This is a genomic window from Leeuwenhoekiella aequorea (genome assembly GCF_004104375.1).
Taxonomy (GTDB): domain Bacteria; phylum Bacteroidota; class Bacteroidia; order Flavobacteriales; family Flavobacteriaceae; genus Leeuwenhoekiella; species Leeuwenhoekiella aequorea.
In genome coordinates this window covers 145,048-163,156 of sequence record NZ_QOVM01000007.1, presented here as the reverse complement: position 1 = coordinate 163,156, position 18,109 = coordinate 145,048, and the positions used below count along the sequence as shown (strand labels likewise).

Below are 18,109 nucleotides of genomic sequence, written 5' to 3'. Positions count from 1 at the left end.
AGCGCTTTTACTTGATTACTTCAGATTCTATATAAAAATCACGGTCGACTTCAAAGTCAGATATAGATGTATCAAATGATTGAGTTTTCCAGTCTGCAGTTGGATAGATCCAGTCGGTTGTTTGATTAACATTTACTTGAACAGGCATATCAAAATCTTCAACAATGTCTATATAACGGAATTTCAACGTGCTTCCATCGATTGCATATTCTAACTTAGGAATCATCGTGGTACGTAGATATTGTTCCCAAAACTGGGATAAGTTAATACCACTTTTTTCGCTTATGAAATTTTCAATCTGAGAAGTAGTAACTGTTTGATGATAAAATTCGGTATTCAAACCTCTTAATATTTCACGCCATTTTTCATCGTCTTCAATGAGTTGTCTTAGGGTATGCAAAATGTTTGCTCCTTTAAAATACATATCACCACTTCCTTCCTGATCTACACCATAAGTGCCAATAATGGGGCGGTCATTACGTATTGAACCTCGCATACCAATTACATAATCTGATGAAGCTTCTTTACCGTAATAATAATCAACAAAAAGATTTTCTGAATAAGTGGTAAAACTTTCGTGAACCCACATATCTGCAACATCTTTATTTGTAATATTATTCGCAAACCACTCGTGGCCAGATTCGTGAATGATGATGTAATCAAACTTTAATCCCCAGCCACTACCAGATAAATCTCTTCCGAGGTAACCATTAGAATAGCCGTTTCCATAAGTTACATTGCTTTGATGTTCCATTCCTAAATAAGGTACTTCTACAAGCTTGTACCCATCTTCGTAAAATGGGTAGGGTCCAAACCAATGTTCAAAAGCTTCAAGCATTTGCGGAACTTGTTTGAATTGTTCTTTTGCTTTCTCAAGATTTTCTTTTAGTACATAAAAATCAAGATCTAGAGTTCCTTTTTCACCCGTATAAGAACCAGAGAAGTGAGCATAATCTGCAATGTCTGCACTTATACCATAGCTATTAATTGGATTTTTAACTTTCCAGTTGTACGTTGAAGTTTCTTCAGTTGAGGAAGAGTCGACTAATCTACCATTACCGACTGCAACTAATCCTTTTGGGACAGTAATGTGAAAATCCAAGCCATCAACTTCGTCATAGGGTATATCTTTATTAGGCCACCACACAGAAGAACCAATTCCTTGATTTGCGTTTGCGGCAAAGGTATTTCCATTAGCATCTTCTTGCCAGGTCCAACCACCATCCCACGGTAATCGTTTTCCTTCAACCGGGCTTCCTTCAAATTTCAGTACAAGTTCATTAAGCTTTCCTTTCTTCTGCTTTTTGTCCAGTTTTATAAAATAAGCAGCTCCTTCATTTCTAAAGGATAATTCTTTCCCATCCTGAACAGCTGCCAGCAATTTCATAGGTTCTTGCAAATCAATTTGAATAATTTGATGAGGCTTTAGGACTTTATAACTAACGACATTGACCCCTGTAATAAATTTTAATTCTGGCTTAACTTGAATCGTCAAATCATAATGTATTGCATCCCACCATTCTCGTTCTGGCGTAATACTACCTTTTAAAATGTCTTCTCTTGAATAGTGTGAAGGTGCAATTTGGGCTTTGGCACAACTACTAATTAAGAAAAAAAGTATACAAGTGGAAATGAAAAAATTAAGTTTTGCTTGCAGAATACAGTGGAAATGATAAGAAATACGAGACATTTAAAAATCTAAATTTATGAAAGGTAATAGTTATTATAATTGAAAATCTATTTGCTGAATATAGAAAATTCCGGCGTTTACCACCGGAATTTTCAGAATAAATTTATGTTTGAGTGTTTACTATTCTTTATCTCATTATGGCATTTGGAAAAACTACGGGACTCTCGTGACCATTTGCACCTACAGCTGCAACACCAAAGAATGAATTATCAATAACGATACCATCCAGCGTTGTTTGTGTAACATCACCTACATATCGATTGTGATCCCAGGTAGGTGAGGTTGTATCTCTCCAGTAAATTTTATAACCTACAGCGCCATCGACTTTGGTCCATTTCAGTTTTACATTTGCCTCTACAATCCCACCAATCTCTACAGTTTGTGGAGCAGGAGGAGCCCAGGCAAGACTAGCAAGGTTAATTGCATTGACAGCAGTAAGTTTAGCTGTATATGGAAAATTCACGTGTTCTACAGTATCACCATATTCAATACCATTTTCTACGCGAATATCCTGGTGCTGTTGGGTATAATTTTCGTGGGCTTCCATAATACGAATACCTGCAAAACCTAAATCGTTGAATGGTCGATGGTGTCCACCTCTCCCAAAACGGTCAAGACGATAAATCATCATTGGGTTCATTTCTGGCATATAATTAGAAACGGTTTTATGCACATAGCGTGCTAATTGGCGAGAATTGCCATCTACCTCACCACCATAAAATCTACGTGCATTACGTTGCTTTTCTGTCTCGTTTGCCGGTACGGGTTCTGAGAAAATTCTAAAATCACGATTGCTTATTACTCCGTCTACACCTTCAATATTACCTATCATATCGTTGTTAAGAATACCTATAACTTCCCAGCCATTCTTCTTGGCATAGTCGGCTAAGCCCTTACCACCAAACAGACCTTGTTCTTCTCCAGATAAACCTACATAAACAATACTATTCTCAAATTTATATTTAGATAAGACACGAGCAGCCTCCATTGTTCCGGCCATTCCGCTGGCATTATCATTAGCACCTGGAGCATCGGTTTCAAAATCCATAGTATCACTAGCGCGAGAATCTATATCTCCACTCATAATGATAAAGCGATTTGGATATTTTGTACCGCGTTGTATGGCAACAACATTTACCACATATGCCTCCTTAGGAATACGACTTCCCATATCTGGAGTAACTAGATCTTTCTGATAAAATACTTCAAGGCAAGACCCGCAATTTTTTGATGTCTTTTCAAAATCGTTTTTTATATAACGGCGCGCCGCGCCTATTCCTCGAGTTTCACTTACTGTATCACTAAACGTATTACGCGTTCCAAAATCTGCCAGTGCACGTACATCTATTTCAATGTTTGTAGCAGATACGGCATCAATAATTCCATAAATGCGTAAATCTGTTTCTGATGGTACATTGGTTTGCGCACTTAGTGATGTGATGCAAAATGTTAAAACAAGGGAATAAATGTATTTCATATAATTAATTGAATTTTAGATTAATCTTGAGCTGCAAACTTTTTGAGTAAATCACGTACACGTTCTGTGTCATCAACATAGAACTTTGCCGCAGTTTTCTGTAAACCTACCTTAATTGTATAAGCTTCATCAGGTAAATCCTGGAACATATATTCATCTGTCCAGTCATCACCTATTGCAAACTGAAAGGTATAATCTTTTTCAAATATATGCTTGGTAACAGCTTTTCCTTTGTGAATAGTACTGTTTTTAATTTCGAGAACTTTGTTTCCGTCAAGAACCCCCAAATCATTATTTGCTGAAAGCTCCTTTAATACAGAAGATAATTCTCCTGCTCGTATTTCACCTAGATCTGGATCTGCATTACGATAATGCCAAGCCAAAGAATAATTCTTTTCTTCAATAAAAGTACCTGCCGTGCGATCCACAAATTTTTCTAAAATAGGACGCACTGTATCCATCCAGTCATTTTTTAGATTTTCGGTAACTGCCCATTCACCACCTATAGGTCTTTTCCAAACGCCATGTTCAGCTATTAACGTGATAGGAATTTGTTGCCACCACGTGCCCAAAGTATGACGGTCACGACCACTAATAATTACAACTTCTGTATTTTCCTGCTTTTGAATAGTGTTTACTAATTCGAGTAGTTCTTCATCGGGACTAGCATCTTCAGGATTATTTACAAAAGCTCTTAGTGTACCATCATAATCCAAAAACAATATGCGCTTTTCAGAATTTTTATAAGCTTCCAGCATTTCACTTTCCTGCTTCTCTGTTATTTGTATCGCTTTTACAATATCAGACTTATGTTTTGTGTCTTGCAATGCAGTCATAAAATCATCAGCCCATTTTTCTACATTGTATCTTCGTAATCGCTTCTGTAGAAATTTGTTGCGTTTAATTTGTTCTGCTTTTGGCATTTCAATCGCTTGTTTCAACGTATCAGCAATTTCTTCAAAGTTGTTTGGGTTGATGATAAGTGCCTCACTCATTTCTTGAGCAGCACCTGCCATCTCACTTAAAATAAGTACACCAGTTTCATCAGTACGGGTTGCAATATATTCTTTGGCAACCAAATTCATCCCATCACGAATAGGCGTTAATAGAGCTATATCACAAGTGGTATACAAGTCAATTAGATTTTCAAAAGGCATTGATCTGTAAAAATACCAAATAGGAGTCCAGCTAACACTTGAGAACTTTCCGTTAATGCGACCTACAAGCTCATCAATCTCTTTTTTCAACAGTTGGTATTGAGGAACATTAGAACGTGACGGAACGGCTAGCATTACGAGACGAACTTTCTCTTTGAACTCTGGATATTTTTCTAGAAAATACTCATAAGCCCGTAATCTATTTGCAATCCCCTTACTATAATCAAGACGATCGATTGAAAGAATCATTTTTGCATCTGGAGTGGTATCAATGTGAATATCTAGTCTTCGTTGTAATTCTGATTGGTTTTTTGTTGCATCATGTTTAGCTGCGGCCTTTGAAAATTTGTTGTAATCGATACCCATAGGGTAGGAGTTTGCAGTAACAATGCGATCTTTCAAAGTGATCTCATTAAAACCTACCTCATGTCTTAAAATTCTGGATACCGAACTTAAAAAATGACGTTGATAATCATATGTATGAAAACCTATTAAGTCTGATCCTAATAGACCTTTCAAGATCTCCTCTCTCCATGGAAGCGTACGAAATACTTCATAAGAAGGGAAGGGAATGTGTAAGAAGAAGCCTATTTGAACATCTGGCCTTTTCTTTTTTATTAATGCTGGTAAAAGCATAAGTTGGTAATCGTGAACCCATACTGTATCACCTTCTTCAATATTATCAAGAACAACCTCAGCGTATTTCTCATTTACCGTAACATAGCTCTGCCAACTTTCTTTTTCAAATTCTGTAAATTCCATAAAGTAGTGGAATAGAGGCCAGATAGTGCGGTTGGAGAAACCGTAATAGAATCCGTCAATATCTTCTTTGGTAAGAGATACGGGAATACATTGTTCTTTTATAGTCGCCTCAATAACATCATCGAGGAGATTCGCAGGTATTTCTTCTTCGGTTAGACCTGTCCAGCCTATCCAAACTCCATTACTGTCTTTATGAACAGATTTCATACCTGTCGCGAGACCACCTACACTGGGAGTAGCGTGAACAGTTTTATTTTCAATTTGTAGTTGTAATGGAAGCCTATTTGAAATAATGATAGTTTTGCTCATAAATTCAGGAGATAGCGGATTAAGTTTTTAGTAATGCTTAAATTTCGGAAAACAATAAGTTTTAGACCTCAGGTTTAATAGAACTTTAGAATTTAAAATACTTTATGGATAATTTGAATTATGGAATTATAGGAAATTGTAGAAGTGCTGCACTTATATCTGATAAGGGATCAATAGACTGGTGTTGTTTACCCATTTTTGACTCGCCTTCTGTTTTTGCAAAACTACTCGATGAAGAAAAGGGAGGATTTCAAAGTTTTGAGGTTTCCGCAGACTATACAATAACTCAAAAATATATGTGGGATACAAACATTTTGCGGACTATGTATGATAATGGGGAAGATGCATTTGAAGTTTTTGACTTTATGCCGCGTTATGAAAAACCAGACGGAAAGTATTATGCACCACCAGATATTATTCGCTTTGTGCGTCTTGTAAGGGGTAAGCCGTCATTTATTTGCAAGTATGAGCCTAAATTAGAATATGCCCGTAATAAAACTATTACAGTTAATAAAGAAGATTATTTAGAAAGTTATACTGAAGAAGGAAAATATGATTCCTTATATTTTTATACAGATTTAAATAAGGAAGACGTTCTGCAAGGAAAAAAAATAGATCTTACTTCTAATATTTATATCCTGATCTCCTATCACGAGAAATTGATGGAACAATCTCTGGATCGAGCCTATTTAAAATTTCAGCGAACTAAAGTTTATTGGATGAACTGGGCAGACAAAACCACTAAATACAGCCGATATCAAAAGGAAATTATGCGAAGTGCTTTAACCTTGAAAGCACTCACGTTTGAGAAATCTGGAGCAGTACTTGCAGCGGCTACTACTTCATTGCCAGAAACCATAGGAGAAGTGCGTAATTGGGATTATCGATTTTGTTGGGTACGTGACGCATCCATGGTAATACGTGTGATATCTAGTTTGGGACATACTAAGTCCGCCCGTAAATTTCTTCAATTTATTATTGACACGTTACCAGATAAAGATGAGAAAATGCAAATTATGTATGGCATTAATGGAGAGAAAACTTTAACCGAAGAAACTTTAGATCATCTTTCTGGCTATAAAAATTCATCACCGGTACGTATAGGTAATGCGGCTTACATACAAAGACAGAATGATATTTATGGTATTTTAATGGAGGTAATTTACCAGCAATTTCTGCAGTTTGAAACTACACTTGATAATAGCGAAGAACTGTGGATGGTAATTTTAGGTATAGTAAAAATAGTTAAGCAACACTGGAAGGAAGCCGATAAAGGTATTTGGGAATTGCGTACAGAAGATAGACACTTTACATTTTCAAAATTACTTTGCTGGGTAGCAATCGACCGTGCAATAAAAATTGCGTGTGTTTTAGAACGTGGCAATCTGGGTGAATGGGAAGAACTGCGCAAAGAGATTCACGATGATATTTGTAAGAACGCGTGGAGCGAAGAGAAGCAAGCTTACACCCAATCATATGGTTCAAAAGATTTAGATGCATCCACCTTGCTTATGGAACAATATGGATTTCTGGATGCAAATGATCCGCGATATATATCTACTGTTCAGGCCACAGAGCGTGAATTGTGTAAAGATGGTTTGATGTATCGCTATAGAAATAATGATGATTTTGGAGAGCCTAATTCGTCGTTTACAATATGTACTTTTTGGCTAATTGATAGTTTGTATAAAATAGGAGAGGAGGAAAAGGCGATTAAGTATTTTGACCAATTATTATCGTACAGTAATCATCTCGGACTCTTTAGTGAAGATATAGACTTCAAAACAAAACGTCTTTTAGGTAATTTTCCGCAGGCATATTCACATCTGGCTCTTATTGAAACTGCTGCTAATTTCTCTAAGAATAGTACAAAAGAAGATCGTTTTAAGCCTATAGTTTATTAATGTCTAGATAAAAAAAAACCGGTCTCAAGACCGGTTTTTTTCTTTAATAGCGTGCCTGCATAATACGTTTCATACTTACATCTTCATAATTACGTTTGACAAATGCGAGAGCGGTTTTTACAATTTGTCCCATAGATTGTGCGCGTCTAAATTTCATATCCATCGTATACTCATAAAGTTGACCACGTAAGTTGTGTAGATTTTCTTCACTAGATATGGTGTCTTGGCTCATACATTTAAGTAACCTCCTCAATCTGTTTTTTGAAGTTATAATTCGTTTGGCAAGTACAGCACGTTCTTCTTCTCGATATTGCTCTATAGATTTATCTCTAAGTCTACTAGAAACAAGCTCAACCATTTTAAAATTCTCTTTAAAAATATGCGGTTTGTATACTTTATAATTCCCTTCAAAGCATTGTTGGTCAAAGTCGATAGCTCTTATTTTATACTTAATATGATCAAAATCGTGGGTAGGAATTACTACATAATTATAAGAACGCATATCTCCCAGAAGTAATATCATACAACGTTCATTAAATTTCACAAATTCCTTTGCTAATTGCGCTTTACCTACATCATCACATTTATCTAAATATTCTGATATAAATACATCGCCGGGAATACCTACAATGTGCTCCTCAATTAATGTGTCTTTATAAACCAGGAAGTTAATACGGTTAGGAGATAAAATATGCTCGAGATCTAGCCCATATACACGGCTGGCATCTGCTTTTTTTACATAAAAATATGTGTAGTTGTCATTGTAAATATTATTAATCTTTATTCTGAAAGGTTTTGAATTGCCAAAAGTGCAGTAGTCAATTGCCGCAACTTTTAAAAACGGAAGCATACTTTCACTACCATCGGAATGCAATATAGTATAGACCTTCTTTAAACTCTCTTCTAACTCTACACGTTCAAATTCTGAGTAATAAACGCTTATCCACAGTGTATCATTATCGTTTTTGTCATAGATATTTATTCCGCCAGAGAACCGAAGCAGGTCTTCATAAAATACCGGTATTTTAATTTCCCTATTATATTTAGTTAAATACTCTTTTAGAGTATTGTTAATAGGATAAGTGGGTTTTTTACGTGACATCAATTTGTCTTCCATAACTAAGAGGGATTTTTACAAAGGTACTAAGAGCTGTAACAAAACAAGTATAAGATCGTCTTGTTAAAGAACGCTAATCTTAAAATTACGCTTTTGAATACAATTCTTACCCTTAAAAATCTCACTAAGCATTACGGAAAAGTAAAAGCTGTAAATGATCTGAGTTTTACCATTGAAAAAGGAAACGTCTACGGGATTTTAGGACCTAATGGTAGTGGTAAGTCCACAACCTTAGGTATGGTTCTCAATGTAGTTAATGCGACTTCCGGAGATTTTAAATGGTTTGATGGAAACGATACCACACATAACGCATTAAAAAAGGTAGGAGCAATAATTGAGCGACCTAACTTTTATCCCTATATGACTGCAGCCCAAAATCTTAAGTTGGTTTGTACGATTAAAGATGTGGATCCAAAAAAAATAGAGGAAAAATTAGAGGTTGTTCATCTTCTTGATAGAAAAGATAGTAGGTTCAGTACCTTCTCTTTAGGAATGAAGCAGCGATTAGCGATCGCGTCTGCCTTATTAAATGATCCCGAAATATTAATTCTTGATGAACCTACTAATGGTTTAGATCCGCAGGGAATTCATCAAATACGAGAAATTATAAAAAATATAGCCTCTGGCGGAACCACTATTCTATTAGCATCGCATTTGCTCGATGAGGTTGAGAAAGTTTGTTCCCACGTGGTGATTATTAGAAATGGTGTAAAATTATATTCTGGCCCTGTAGATGAACTTAATGCAAGTCACGGTTTCTTTGAGTTGCGCTGTGAACGCCAACAAGATTTAATATTAGCACTAGAAACGCATCCCGATTTTTCATCTTTAAAAGAAGAAAATGGATTGATCACTGCCTTCTTGAAAAATCCGCTTTCTGCCGAAGCATTAAACAGTTACTTATTTCAGAAAAATATCGTTCTTTCTCATTTAGTTATGCGTAAAGAAAGTCTTGAAGAACAATTTTTACAACTTACTGCCAACCTAAACTAAACATCCGGATGTTACGATTACTTTCAATAGAATTTTACAAACTTAAACACAGTCGATCTTCAAAAGTTTTAAGTATAGCTTACTTTGTGATTCTGTCATTTATCGCGCTTATCGCTTCTATCGAGTTCAATCTGGGTGATATACAGATACGTATTGCAGATCAGGGGATTTTTAACTTTCCATTTATTTGGCACTTTAATACCTGGGTGGCATCTACCTTAAAATTCTTTTTGGCGATTGTTATTGTTTCTATGATTTCTAATGAATATAGCAACCGTACGTTAAAGCAGAATTTAATTGACGGCTTGAGCAAGAAAGAATTTATGCTTTCGAAGTTTTATACAGTTGTTGTATTTGCGCTGCTTTCTACGCTGTTTATGTTTATAATGACGCTTATCCTTGGTTACTCATTTTCAGATTATACCGAGTTTAGTATTGTTACTCGTGAGATGGAATTTCTATTGGCGTATTTTTTAAAATTAGTTGGTTTCTTTTCGTTTTGCTTATTCTTAGGCGTGTTAGTTAAGCGTTCTGCATTTGCACTCGGCTTTCTATTTGTCTGGTGGATTTTTGAAAATATTTTTTATGGTATTTTGAGATGGAAAGGAAGTGCTGAACTGGCAGATAGTATCGTTCAGTTTTTTCCTTTAGAGGCAATGAAAAATTTAATTAATCTCCCTTTTCAGCGTCTTAATTTTATTGAAGCAGCAGCAAACCAACTGCAGGCAGATATACAAATAGATTATGCATTGCATTGGTATGAAGCACTAATCGTTTTGGTATGGATATTCCTATTCATTTATGGTGCTTACGCCTTGCTTAAGAAGCGTGATTTGTAATAATTTATCACTTAATCTCTTTTCTTATTCTGTTACCGAAAGTTTTTTCATTTGTGCTGATAATGGTCTAAATTAGGCGAAATTTGATGCCTCTTGAAAAAAACTACCTTACAAAGAATATTTTTCTGTTTACTTCTTATCTGCTCAGTTTTAAAACTACACGCACAAGGACAAGCTAATAATTGGTATTTTGGAGGAAATGCTGGTCTTAATTTTAGCAGTTCTACTCCCACAGTTCTTAATAATGGAAAATTGTCGACTCTAGAAGGAAGCGCCACAATTAGCGATGAAAACGGCGCTTTGTTATTTTATACAGATGGCACAACGGTATACAGATCAGATCATTCGATGATGACTAATGGTGATAATTTGTACGGCAATCCATCGAGTACTCAATCTGCCATTATAATTCCTCAACCTAACACACCGGGAATCTATTACATTTTTACGATAGATACTCGCGTGCGTCAAACAGATCCTAACGAGGGCTTAAATTATAGTGTTGTTAGTTTTAATTCAGATCCATTGGGAGAGGTTACTTTAAAAAATAGAAAGCTTCTCAATTATTCATCAGAAAAATTAAGTGCGGTTATTAAAAGTTGTGTTACAAACAGCGTTTGGATGGTGACATTTTCAAGTACTAGTGGTAATGAGGATTTTTTGACCACACTATATGCTTATGAAATTAATAGCAGCGGTTTACAAACAAGTCCGGTTAAAACTAACTTAAGGATTTCGATTGAGGATCACCGAGGAAATTTAAAATTTTCTCCAGATGGTCAAAAAATTGCTCTGGCAAATATGGAAGATGGTTTATTTTTGGCGGATTTTGATCCAGCGACAGGTTTAGCCAATAATGTGAATCAATTGGCTATAAACGGCCGCAACACTGCTGCGTACGGTGTAGAGTTTTCTCCTAACAATAATTTTTTATATTTAAATAGTTCTAATAATAATAACGATCCTCTTCCCGTAGGTCATTATTCTTCATTAATTCAATATGATTTAACCGCATTAGACATTTCAGCAAGTCAAGTACTGCTTGACCAACAAAGTTATTTTAGGGGAAGTTTGCAACTAGCTCCAAACGGTAAAATTTACAGAGCGCTGAGTTTAGCTTATGATGTTGGTATACCTTATTTAGGAGTTATTGAAAATCCCAACAACTCTGGCGTTGCAAGTAATTACAAAGATAAAGCTGTAAATCTCGGATCTGGTATAAGTTATCAAGGATTACCTCCTTTTAATCAATCATTGTTTAATGAATTAGATATCATTCAAAATAACGAGGATACTAAAAAACTCGCATTGTGTGAAGGAGATAGCTATATTTTGAAGTACGAAGCAGTACCTGGAGCAACTTATAGCTGGTATTTAAATGGAACACAGATTCCTTCGGAAACGAACTTCTTTTTAAATATTAGTCAAAAAACAGGCGTCTCCCTGCCTTATACCGAAAACTATGAATTTAGATTAGATCCTAATGATGGCAGTTGTGAAAAAATTGGATATGCTGAGGTAACCTATTATGCCTTGCCTGTTGCTAATGGGGGCTCTAGATTAGTGCAGTGTGAAGATGCAGCTAATGCAGATGGTTTGAGTGTATTTAATCTTTCTGAGGCAGACGAAGCTTTTCAGGCCGGGGATCCTAATTTAGTTATTACGTATCATCCTAGCTTCACACAGGCAATTTTAGGAATAGATGCTATAGATCCCATAGGATATGAAAATAAATCTCCTTCAGAAATACTATACGCAAAGATTACTAATCCCGCAGGTTGTTCAATTGCCGCAGCACTTAATTTGAGTGTTAGTAGTACCGCGGCCTCTTCAGGATTATTAGAAAATTGTGATCTTAGCGATACCGGTTTTTCAGAATTTAATTTAAGGGATGCAGATTCACAAATGATTGGAGCTAGCACAGGTGCTCCAGATGTGTTTTATTATTTAACAGAACGTGGAGCTCTTTTAGAAGATCCTAACGAGCTATTACCTATTAGATATACAAACGCCACTCAGAATTTTCAAACTATTTATGCACGCGTAGAAAATGCTAATGATTGTTATGCAATTAGTAGTCTAGATTTACAAGTAAATACAAGACCTAATTTTACTCTTCCTGATGAAGCTTTTTATTGTGTTGCTTTATTCCCAGAATTACAAACCTACAGTCCAGATTATTCAAATTTAGACACTTCAAGAAGTTATACATATCTCTGGTTACCAGAAGGACAAACAACACCAGATTTGCAAACAAATTTAACTGGAGACCATACATTACGCGTAACCGATGCTTTAACGGGATGTTATAGAGAACTTACATTTACAATTGATCGTAAAGAAGCAGCCATAATCGAGGATATTGCAGTAACAGACGCTAGTGAGAATAATACAGCTGTAATTACTATTTCTGGTAGTGGAGCTTATGAATTTACATTAGACGATCCTATAGGTCCTTATCAAGATGACAATAAGTTTTTCGGTTTATTACCTGGTTTTCATACGGTTTATGTACGTTCAAAAGAAGGTTGCGGAATTGTTGAAAAGCAATTTAGCATAATCGGTTTTATGAAGTATTTTACACCTAACGGTGATGGTTACCACGACACTTGGCAGGTGCAGGGAATAAGTGATATGGTACAACCCGGAACGGTCATTAGAGTATTTGACAGGTATGGTAAATTGCTCAAAGAACTTAATCCATTAGGCTCTGGGTGGGATGGTACATTTAGAGGAGAGAATTTACCGTCCGGTGATTATTGGTTTGATGTTCTTTTAGAAGACGGCAGAATATTTAAATCACATTTCACTTTAAAGCGCTAAATACTTTTCATATTAGGATGGAGAAAAACTTTAAGTTTCTCCTAAGACATATTGCACCTAAGCTGTATCTCAAATAGTTTAATTTTGTAATTATCCTAAAAGGAGAGTCAGTATTAATTGCATTAATTTTTCATTAATATCTGACTGGATTAGCAGTAACGTGCTTAATAAATAATCTTGATATTTTGAAATTCAATATACATTCAGAGTTTAAACCAGCTGGTGATCAACCCGGAGCCATAAAACAATTAGTTGAAGGTCTCGAGGCTGGCGAACATTACCAAACTTTGCTGGGAGTTACCGGGAGTGGTAAAACCTTTACCGTCGCAAATGTGGTTCAGGAAGTACAAAAACCCACATTAGTTTTAGCTCATAATAAAACGTTAGCAGCACAGCTTTACAGTGAGTTTAAAGCTTTCTTTCCTGAAAATGCGGTAGAGTACTTTGTTTCTTACTACGATTATTACCAGCCAGAGGCATATATACCGAGTTCTGGTACATACATAGAAAAAGATTTATCGATTAATGAAGAGATAGAAAAATTACGATTAAGCACGACTTCCTCCCTGTTATCTGGAAGGCGCGATATTATTGTGGTTGCGTCAGTTTCCTGTTTGTATGGTATAGGAAATCCTGTAGAATTTCAGAAAAATGTAATTAGCATTGAAAGAGATATGGTTATTTCTCGTACGCAATTGCTTAAACGATTAGTTCAAAGTTTATATAGCCGTACTACAGGGGATTTTAACCGCGGAAACTTCAGAATTAAAGGAGATACTGTAGATATCTTTCCGGGTTATGATGATCACGCATTTAGAGTGCATTTTTTTGGTGATGAGATTGAAGAGATTGAAGCTTTTGATGTTACAACTAATGAAATACTAGAAAAGTACAGTCGCTTGAATATCTATCCTGCAAATATGTTTGTGACCAGTCCCGACAGATTACAGGGGGCTATAGATATGATAGGATCTGATATGGTCAAGCAGGTTGAATATTTTAAAGAAATAGGAAAGCATCTTGAAGCTAAGAGACTTGAAGAGCGAACAAATTTTGATCTTGAAATGATTCGCGAGTTGGGGTATTGCAGTGGTATTGAAAATTACTCACGCTATCTGGACGGTAGAGAACCCGGTACGCGACCTTTCTGCTTATTAGATTATTTCCCTGATGATTATTTGATGGTTGTTGATGAGAGTCACGTAACTGTTTCTCAGGTAAGTGCGATGTACGGTGGAGATCGTAGTCGTAAAGAAAATCTGGTAGAATATGGCTTTAGGTTACCGGCTGCGATGGATAACAGACCATTAAAATTTGAAGAATTTGAGCAACTACAAAATCAGGTTATTTATGTAAGTGCAACACCTGCAGATTATGAATTACAAAAGTCTGAAGGTACGTATGTAGAGCAAATTATACGCCCTACAGGTTTATTAGATCCTATTGTTGAGGTAAGACCGAGTCTTAATCAAATAGACGATCTTATTGAGGAGATAAGCAAGCGAGTTGATAAAGATGAGCGTACACTTGTAACTACTCTTACAAAACGTATGGCTGAGGAATTAACAAAATACCTGACTCGTGTAAATATAAGAACCCGCTATATTCACTCTGATGTAGATACACTTGAGCGTGTTGAAATTATGTCGGATTTGCGAAAAGGTATATTTGATGTACTTGTAGGAGTTAACTTATTACGTGAAGGTCTTGACTTGCCAGAAGTATCGCTAGTAGCAATTCTGGATGCCGATAAAGAAGGTTTTTTAAGAAGTAACCGTTCTCTCACTCAAACAATAGGTCGGGCTGCCCGTAATATTAATGGTCTTGCTATTATGTATGCAGATAAAATTACGCGCAGTATGCAAGAAACTATAGATGATTCTAATTATAGACGACAGAAACAGATTAATTTTAATGAGAAGCACGGATTAAAACCTATTGCAATTAAAAAATCTCTGGATAGCGCACTGGCTAAAACAGATAAATTTAAGCAAGAGGCTCAGGAACTTTTAAATTTAGCAGCAGAACCAGAAACTACGTATATGAGTAAACCAAAGCTCGAACAACTTATACGCGATACTCGTAAAAAAATGGAAGCTGCAGCTAAGGAACTTGACTTTATGGAGGCTGCCAAACTTAGAGATCGAATTAAAACCTATCAGGATCAAGTAAAAGAACTTGCTTAATTACAAGCAAAAAAAAACCGAATCTGAAAAGATTCGGTTTTTTTAAATTTAAGCTTTTGATTTTTGTTCTTTATTGAAGTAAACCAAATAGTAATACATTTGGCGCTCTTCATCCCATCCCTTTTCTACAAATTTCTCTGCACTTTCAGGATTTATAAAGTCTAATTTAATCTGAATGTGTGTGTCGAGTTCGATAACACTTTTAATTTTTTTACGGGCTGCAGTAACCGCAGTATTGGCAATAGGAAATGAAGTAAGATCTTCAATTTTATATTTAGGAGCTTTTTCTAACTTGTAGTTATTAAATTCAGGAATTAGTGCTGGGTTTTCCATTACTTCGTTCATAAAGTTTTGCTCTACAAACTCATCATTTTTTGCAAAATGGTTAACAGCACGATTCATAAACATTACCTCTTCTTTTTTATCTTCTGCGGGTAATACAACGTCTTTGGCAAAGTCCTGGCAGAACTTTAAATACTTCTTAGTATAAAAGTTCTCATCGGCAAGCATATCAACTCCCAGAAAGTTTTCTAGCCAATACTTGGTGTCATAACGATTAGAATCACTAGAAAGAATTTTATAGCCGTTTTCTCCATTTTTGTTGAAGATAAGGCAGCCTTTGTCTAGTTTGCTAAGGTTAACACCTTGTTCTAATTGCATATTCAAATTACTTTCTGCTTCTTCAAATTGCAGAAAATCTTGTTTTAATTCAGATTTGAATATACCTACAGCATCTACTTTTTCATTATCAAGCATTACATTTTCTAGGTGTGCTACATAAACTTCGCCGGCTTTAATATGCGGGTGACTTGATTGCTCATAAAGAAGTGAGGCAATTTCACTCGATATTTTATGTGAATCTGCAGGATTTGCAAAAAGAGATGTAATCAAATTGTACAGAGAATGAAATTCTAAATCTGATTCATGAACAAACTGGTAATAATTTTCTTCTTTCTCGCGAAATGGCTTAAAAAAAAATTCTTTTAATAGGGGTGTGATTTCGTCATTTAGAGCGTAACGCTCTTTAGATATAAAAGCGCCTTCACTACGACTTTTATTACCAATACGATGAATAGAAAGTGATTCTATTTGCGTAGAATATAAATTGATCATTAATTAAGTTTAATTGTTAGCACACGCATCAAAATTTTGAACTTTGGATTTAATTCCAATTCTCATCAAAATCGAGACCTTCATAATCTTCAATATCGTAATCATCATCAAACGGATCGTCATCGTCATCAAAGTCGTCCGCATCCTGGTCGCTCTCCTCTCCAGAGAAATCTGTTTCTGGTGCTTGCGCAGGAATTTGACCGAACACATACATCAGATTAGGATAAGATACACTCTCGTCGGGCTCTGTGATTTCTGCTAACTCTACAAAAAACGTCCATAGGTTAAAAAAGTCATAGACATAAATCATACGCGTCTGATCTTGATTAAGCATTTGCTCAAGAGAAGTGTCCTGCATCGTTCTGAGTGGCACTTCTGCATCGCTCATATCAAATAATGCGATTTCCTCACCTTGTGTCCACTCATCATCACTTACATAAAATGAGGCCATCTCTGTACCATCAAAACCAAAACTTTGGGTGATGCTATTATGTAAATCTTCAAAGCTTGCAGATTGTTCTATTTCTATGTCTCTAAAAATATCTTCTTCGGTATCTAAAATGATGCGAAAACGGTAAATCATAACGTGTAATTTTATAAATACATAGCTTATTAAGCTTAGGTATTCAAATCTTTAAATGTGAAATAATTGACATCAAGGCAATGCCTCAAACCCTCTATTAGGGTGCTGGCAAAGATACAATTTAGACTAGAGTCGTGGTATTATGCACCGTTTTTTCTTTAAATGCAGTAAGTAGAATATAGTACTGAATTCCAAATAAAACAGAGGCAATTACTAAATGTAAAGGTTGAGATAGAAAAGGGAAATCTAAGTAATACATTAAAATACCGGTAAGTATCTCCAGACATATTAATAGAACCACCCAATTAAACGAACTATGACCCAATCCTTTTTTTCTGTTTCTCTGAAATAACCATGCGTTTAATAAAAATACAATCACTGAAAAGGAGCGGTGTATGTAAAAGGTAAGCTCCGGTCTTTCTAACCATAATGATTTAGCGGCGTAACCTACATTATCTATAGTATCATCTACGTGCTGTCGTACTTGTGTACCTAATATTATTTGAACCAGTGTAAGCGCCAGAGCAACTAACATTCCAGTTTTAAACGACGCATCATATTTAAATTTTAAGCTGTGTTCTGTAGCCTCGTAAAGCATATAAATTAGCAATGCAACTATAATAAGTGCGATTACCATATGTATTGTAATACGCACAGGAGATAGTACAGAATACACTACAGTTGCGCCTATCCACCCTTGAAAACCTATTAGAAGGACAGCAATGATAGAGAGTGTAATACGCTTTTTGTTACGCTCTTTAAATAGAGCAGCTCCCAGCATAACTAAAAATGCAAGTCCGGCTAATGCTCCAAACAATCTGTTCACATATTCTATCCACGTATGCCAGGGATTAAAAACTGCATAATCGTGTTTGTCATATCCATTCCAGTTTTTTGCTTCAAAGGCGTTACTCGTGTTGAAATCTTCTTTGGCTATTCGCAATGACTCATCAAAAATAATAACCTGACCTTTTTTGTAAGATTGATTTGCATGCCAGTCTAACTGACTTTGCTCTGTAGGTGGAATTATGTATCCAAAACATTTTGGCCAGTCTGGACATCCCATTCCACTACCTGTCATACGCACTACAGCCCCAGCTATTATTACCAGATAAACCAGAATTAAGGCTACTATTATCGATTTTCTATACATTGG

12 protein-coding genes are annotated in these 18,109 nt (G+C 35.7%); 5 read left to right on the top strand and 7 right to left on the bottom strand.

Features of this window, described 5'->3' with window-relative positions; genetic code table 11:
- Positions 1 to 7: 7 nt before the first annotated feature.
- From DSM00_RS14300 to DSM00_RS14290, 3 genes are all read right to left on the bottom strand, one after another.
- A complete protein-coding gene (locus DSM00_RS14300; RefSeq protein WP_128758656.1) occupies positions 8 to 1,690 on the bottom strand; it encodes a M1 family metallopeptidase in 1,683 nt (560 codons plus the stop codon).
- 127 nt (positions 1,691 to 1,817) lie between these two features.
- Complete coding sequence (locus DSM00_RS14295) at positions 1,818 to 3,167, bottom strand: M28 family peptidase (protein ID WP_128758655.1); 1,350 nt, start codon at positions 3,165 to 3,167, stop codon at positions 1,818 to 1,820.
- A gap of 20 nt (positions 3,168 to 3,187) precedes the next feature.
- Complete coding sequence (locus tag DSM00_RS14290; protein ID WP_128758654.1) at positions 3,188 to 5,395, bottom strand: bifunctional alpha,alpha-trehalose-phosphate synthase (UDP-forming)/trehalose-phosphatase; 2,208 nt, start codon at positions 5,393 to 5,395, stop codon at positions 3,188 to 3,190.
- Between the two features lie 104 nt (positions 5,396 to 5,499).
- On the opposite strand from DSM00_RS14290, the gene DSM00_RS14285 reads away from it, so the two are divergent.
- Positions 5,500 to 7,299, top strand: a complete 1,800-nt coding sequence (locus tag DSM00_RS14285) for a glycoside hydrolase family 15 protein (RefSeq protein ID WP_128758653.1) — start codon at positions 5,500 to 5,502, stop codon at positions 7,297 to 7,299.
- Positions 7,300 to 7,342: 43 nt separating this feature from the next.
- On the opposite strand, the gene DSM00_RS14280 is transcribed toward DSM00_RS14285, so the two are convergent.
- Positions 7,343 to 8,416: a hypothetical protein gene (locus tag DSM00_RS14280; RefSeq protein ID WP_128758652.1), complete on the bottom strand. Its 1,074-nt coding sequence runs from the start codon at positions 8,414 to 8,416 to the stop codon at positions 7,343 to 7,345.
- Between the two features lie 93 nt (positions 8,417 to 8,509).
- On the opposite strand from DSM00_RS14280, the gene DSM00_RS14275 reads away from it, so the two are divergent.
- From DSM00_RS14275 to uvrB, 4 genes are all read left to right on the top strand, one after another.
- On the top strand, positions 8,510 to 9,409 hold the full coding sequence (locus DSM00_RS14275; RefSeq protein WP_128758651.1) for an ABC transporter ATP-binding protein: 900 nt from the start codon (positions 8,510 to 8,512) through the stop codon (positions 9,407 to 9,409).
- Between the two features lie 8 nt (positions 9,410 to 9,417).
- Entirely contained in the window at positions 9,418 to 10,248 is an 831-nt protein-coding gene (locus tag DSM00_RS14270) for an ABC transporter permease (protein WP_128758650.1), read from the top strand.
- A gap of 93 nt (positions 10,249 to 10,341) precedes the next feature.
- A complete protein-coding gene (locus DSM00_RS14265) occupies positions 10,342 to 13,071 on the top strand; it encodes a T9SS type B sorting domain-containing protein (RefSeq protein ID WP_128758649.1) in 2,730 nt (909 codons plus the stop codon).
- A gap of 185 nt (positions 13,072 to 13,256) precedes the next feature.
- A complete protein-coding gene (gene uvrB / locus DSM00_RS14260) occupies positions 13,257 to 15,257 on the top strand; it encodes an excinuclease ABC subunit UvrB (protein WP_128758648.1) in 2,001 nt (666 codons plus the stop codon).
- Positions 15,258 to 15,305: 48 nt separating this feature from the next.
- Here uvrB and DSM00_RS14255 read toward each other — a convergent pair whose 3' ends face one another.
- The 3 genes from DSM00_RS14255 to DSM00_RS14245 form a co-directional block, all read right to left on the bottom strand.
- Entirely contained in the window at positions 15,306 to 16,370 is a 1,065-nt protein-coding gene (locus DSM00_RS14255; RefSeq protein WP_128758647.1) for a nucleoid-associated protein, read from the bottom strand.
- Positions 16,371 to 16,419: 49 nt separating this feature from the next.
- Positions 16,420 to 16,953 (bottom strand): IS1096 element passenger TnpR family protein, encoded by a 534-nt coding sequence (locus tag DSM00_RS14250; protein ID WP_128758646.1) that lies wholly within the window; start codon positions 16,951 to 16,953, stop codon positions 16,420 to 16,422.
- 121 nt (positions 16,954 to 17,074) lie between these two features.
- On the bottom strand, positions 17,075 to 18,106 hold the full coding sequence (locus DSM00_RS14245; RefSeq protein ID WP_128758645.1) for a COX15/CtaA family protein: 1,032 nt from the start codon (positions 18,104 to 18,106) through the stop codon (positions 17,075 to 17,077).
- Positions 18,107 to 18,109: the final 3 nt, after the last annotated feature.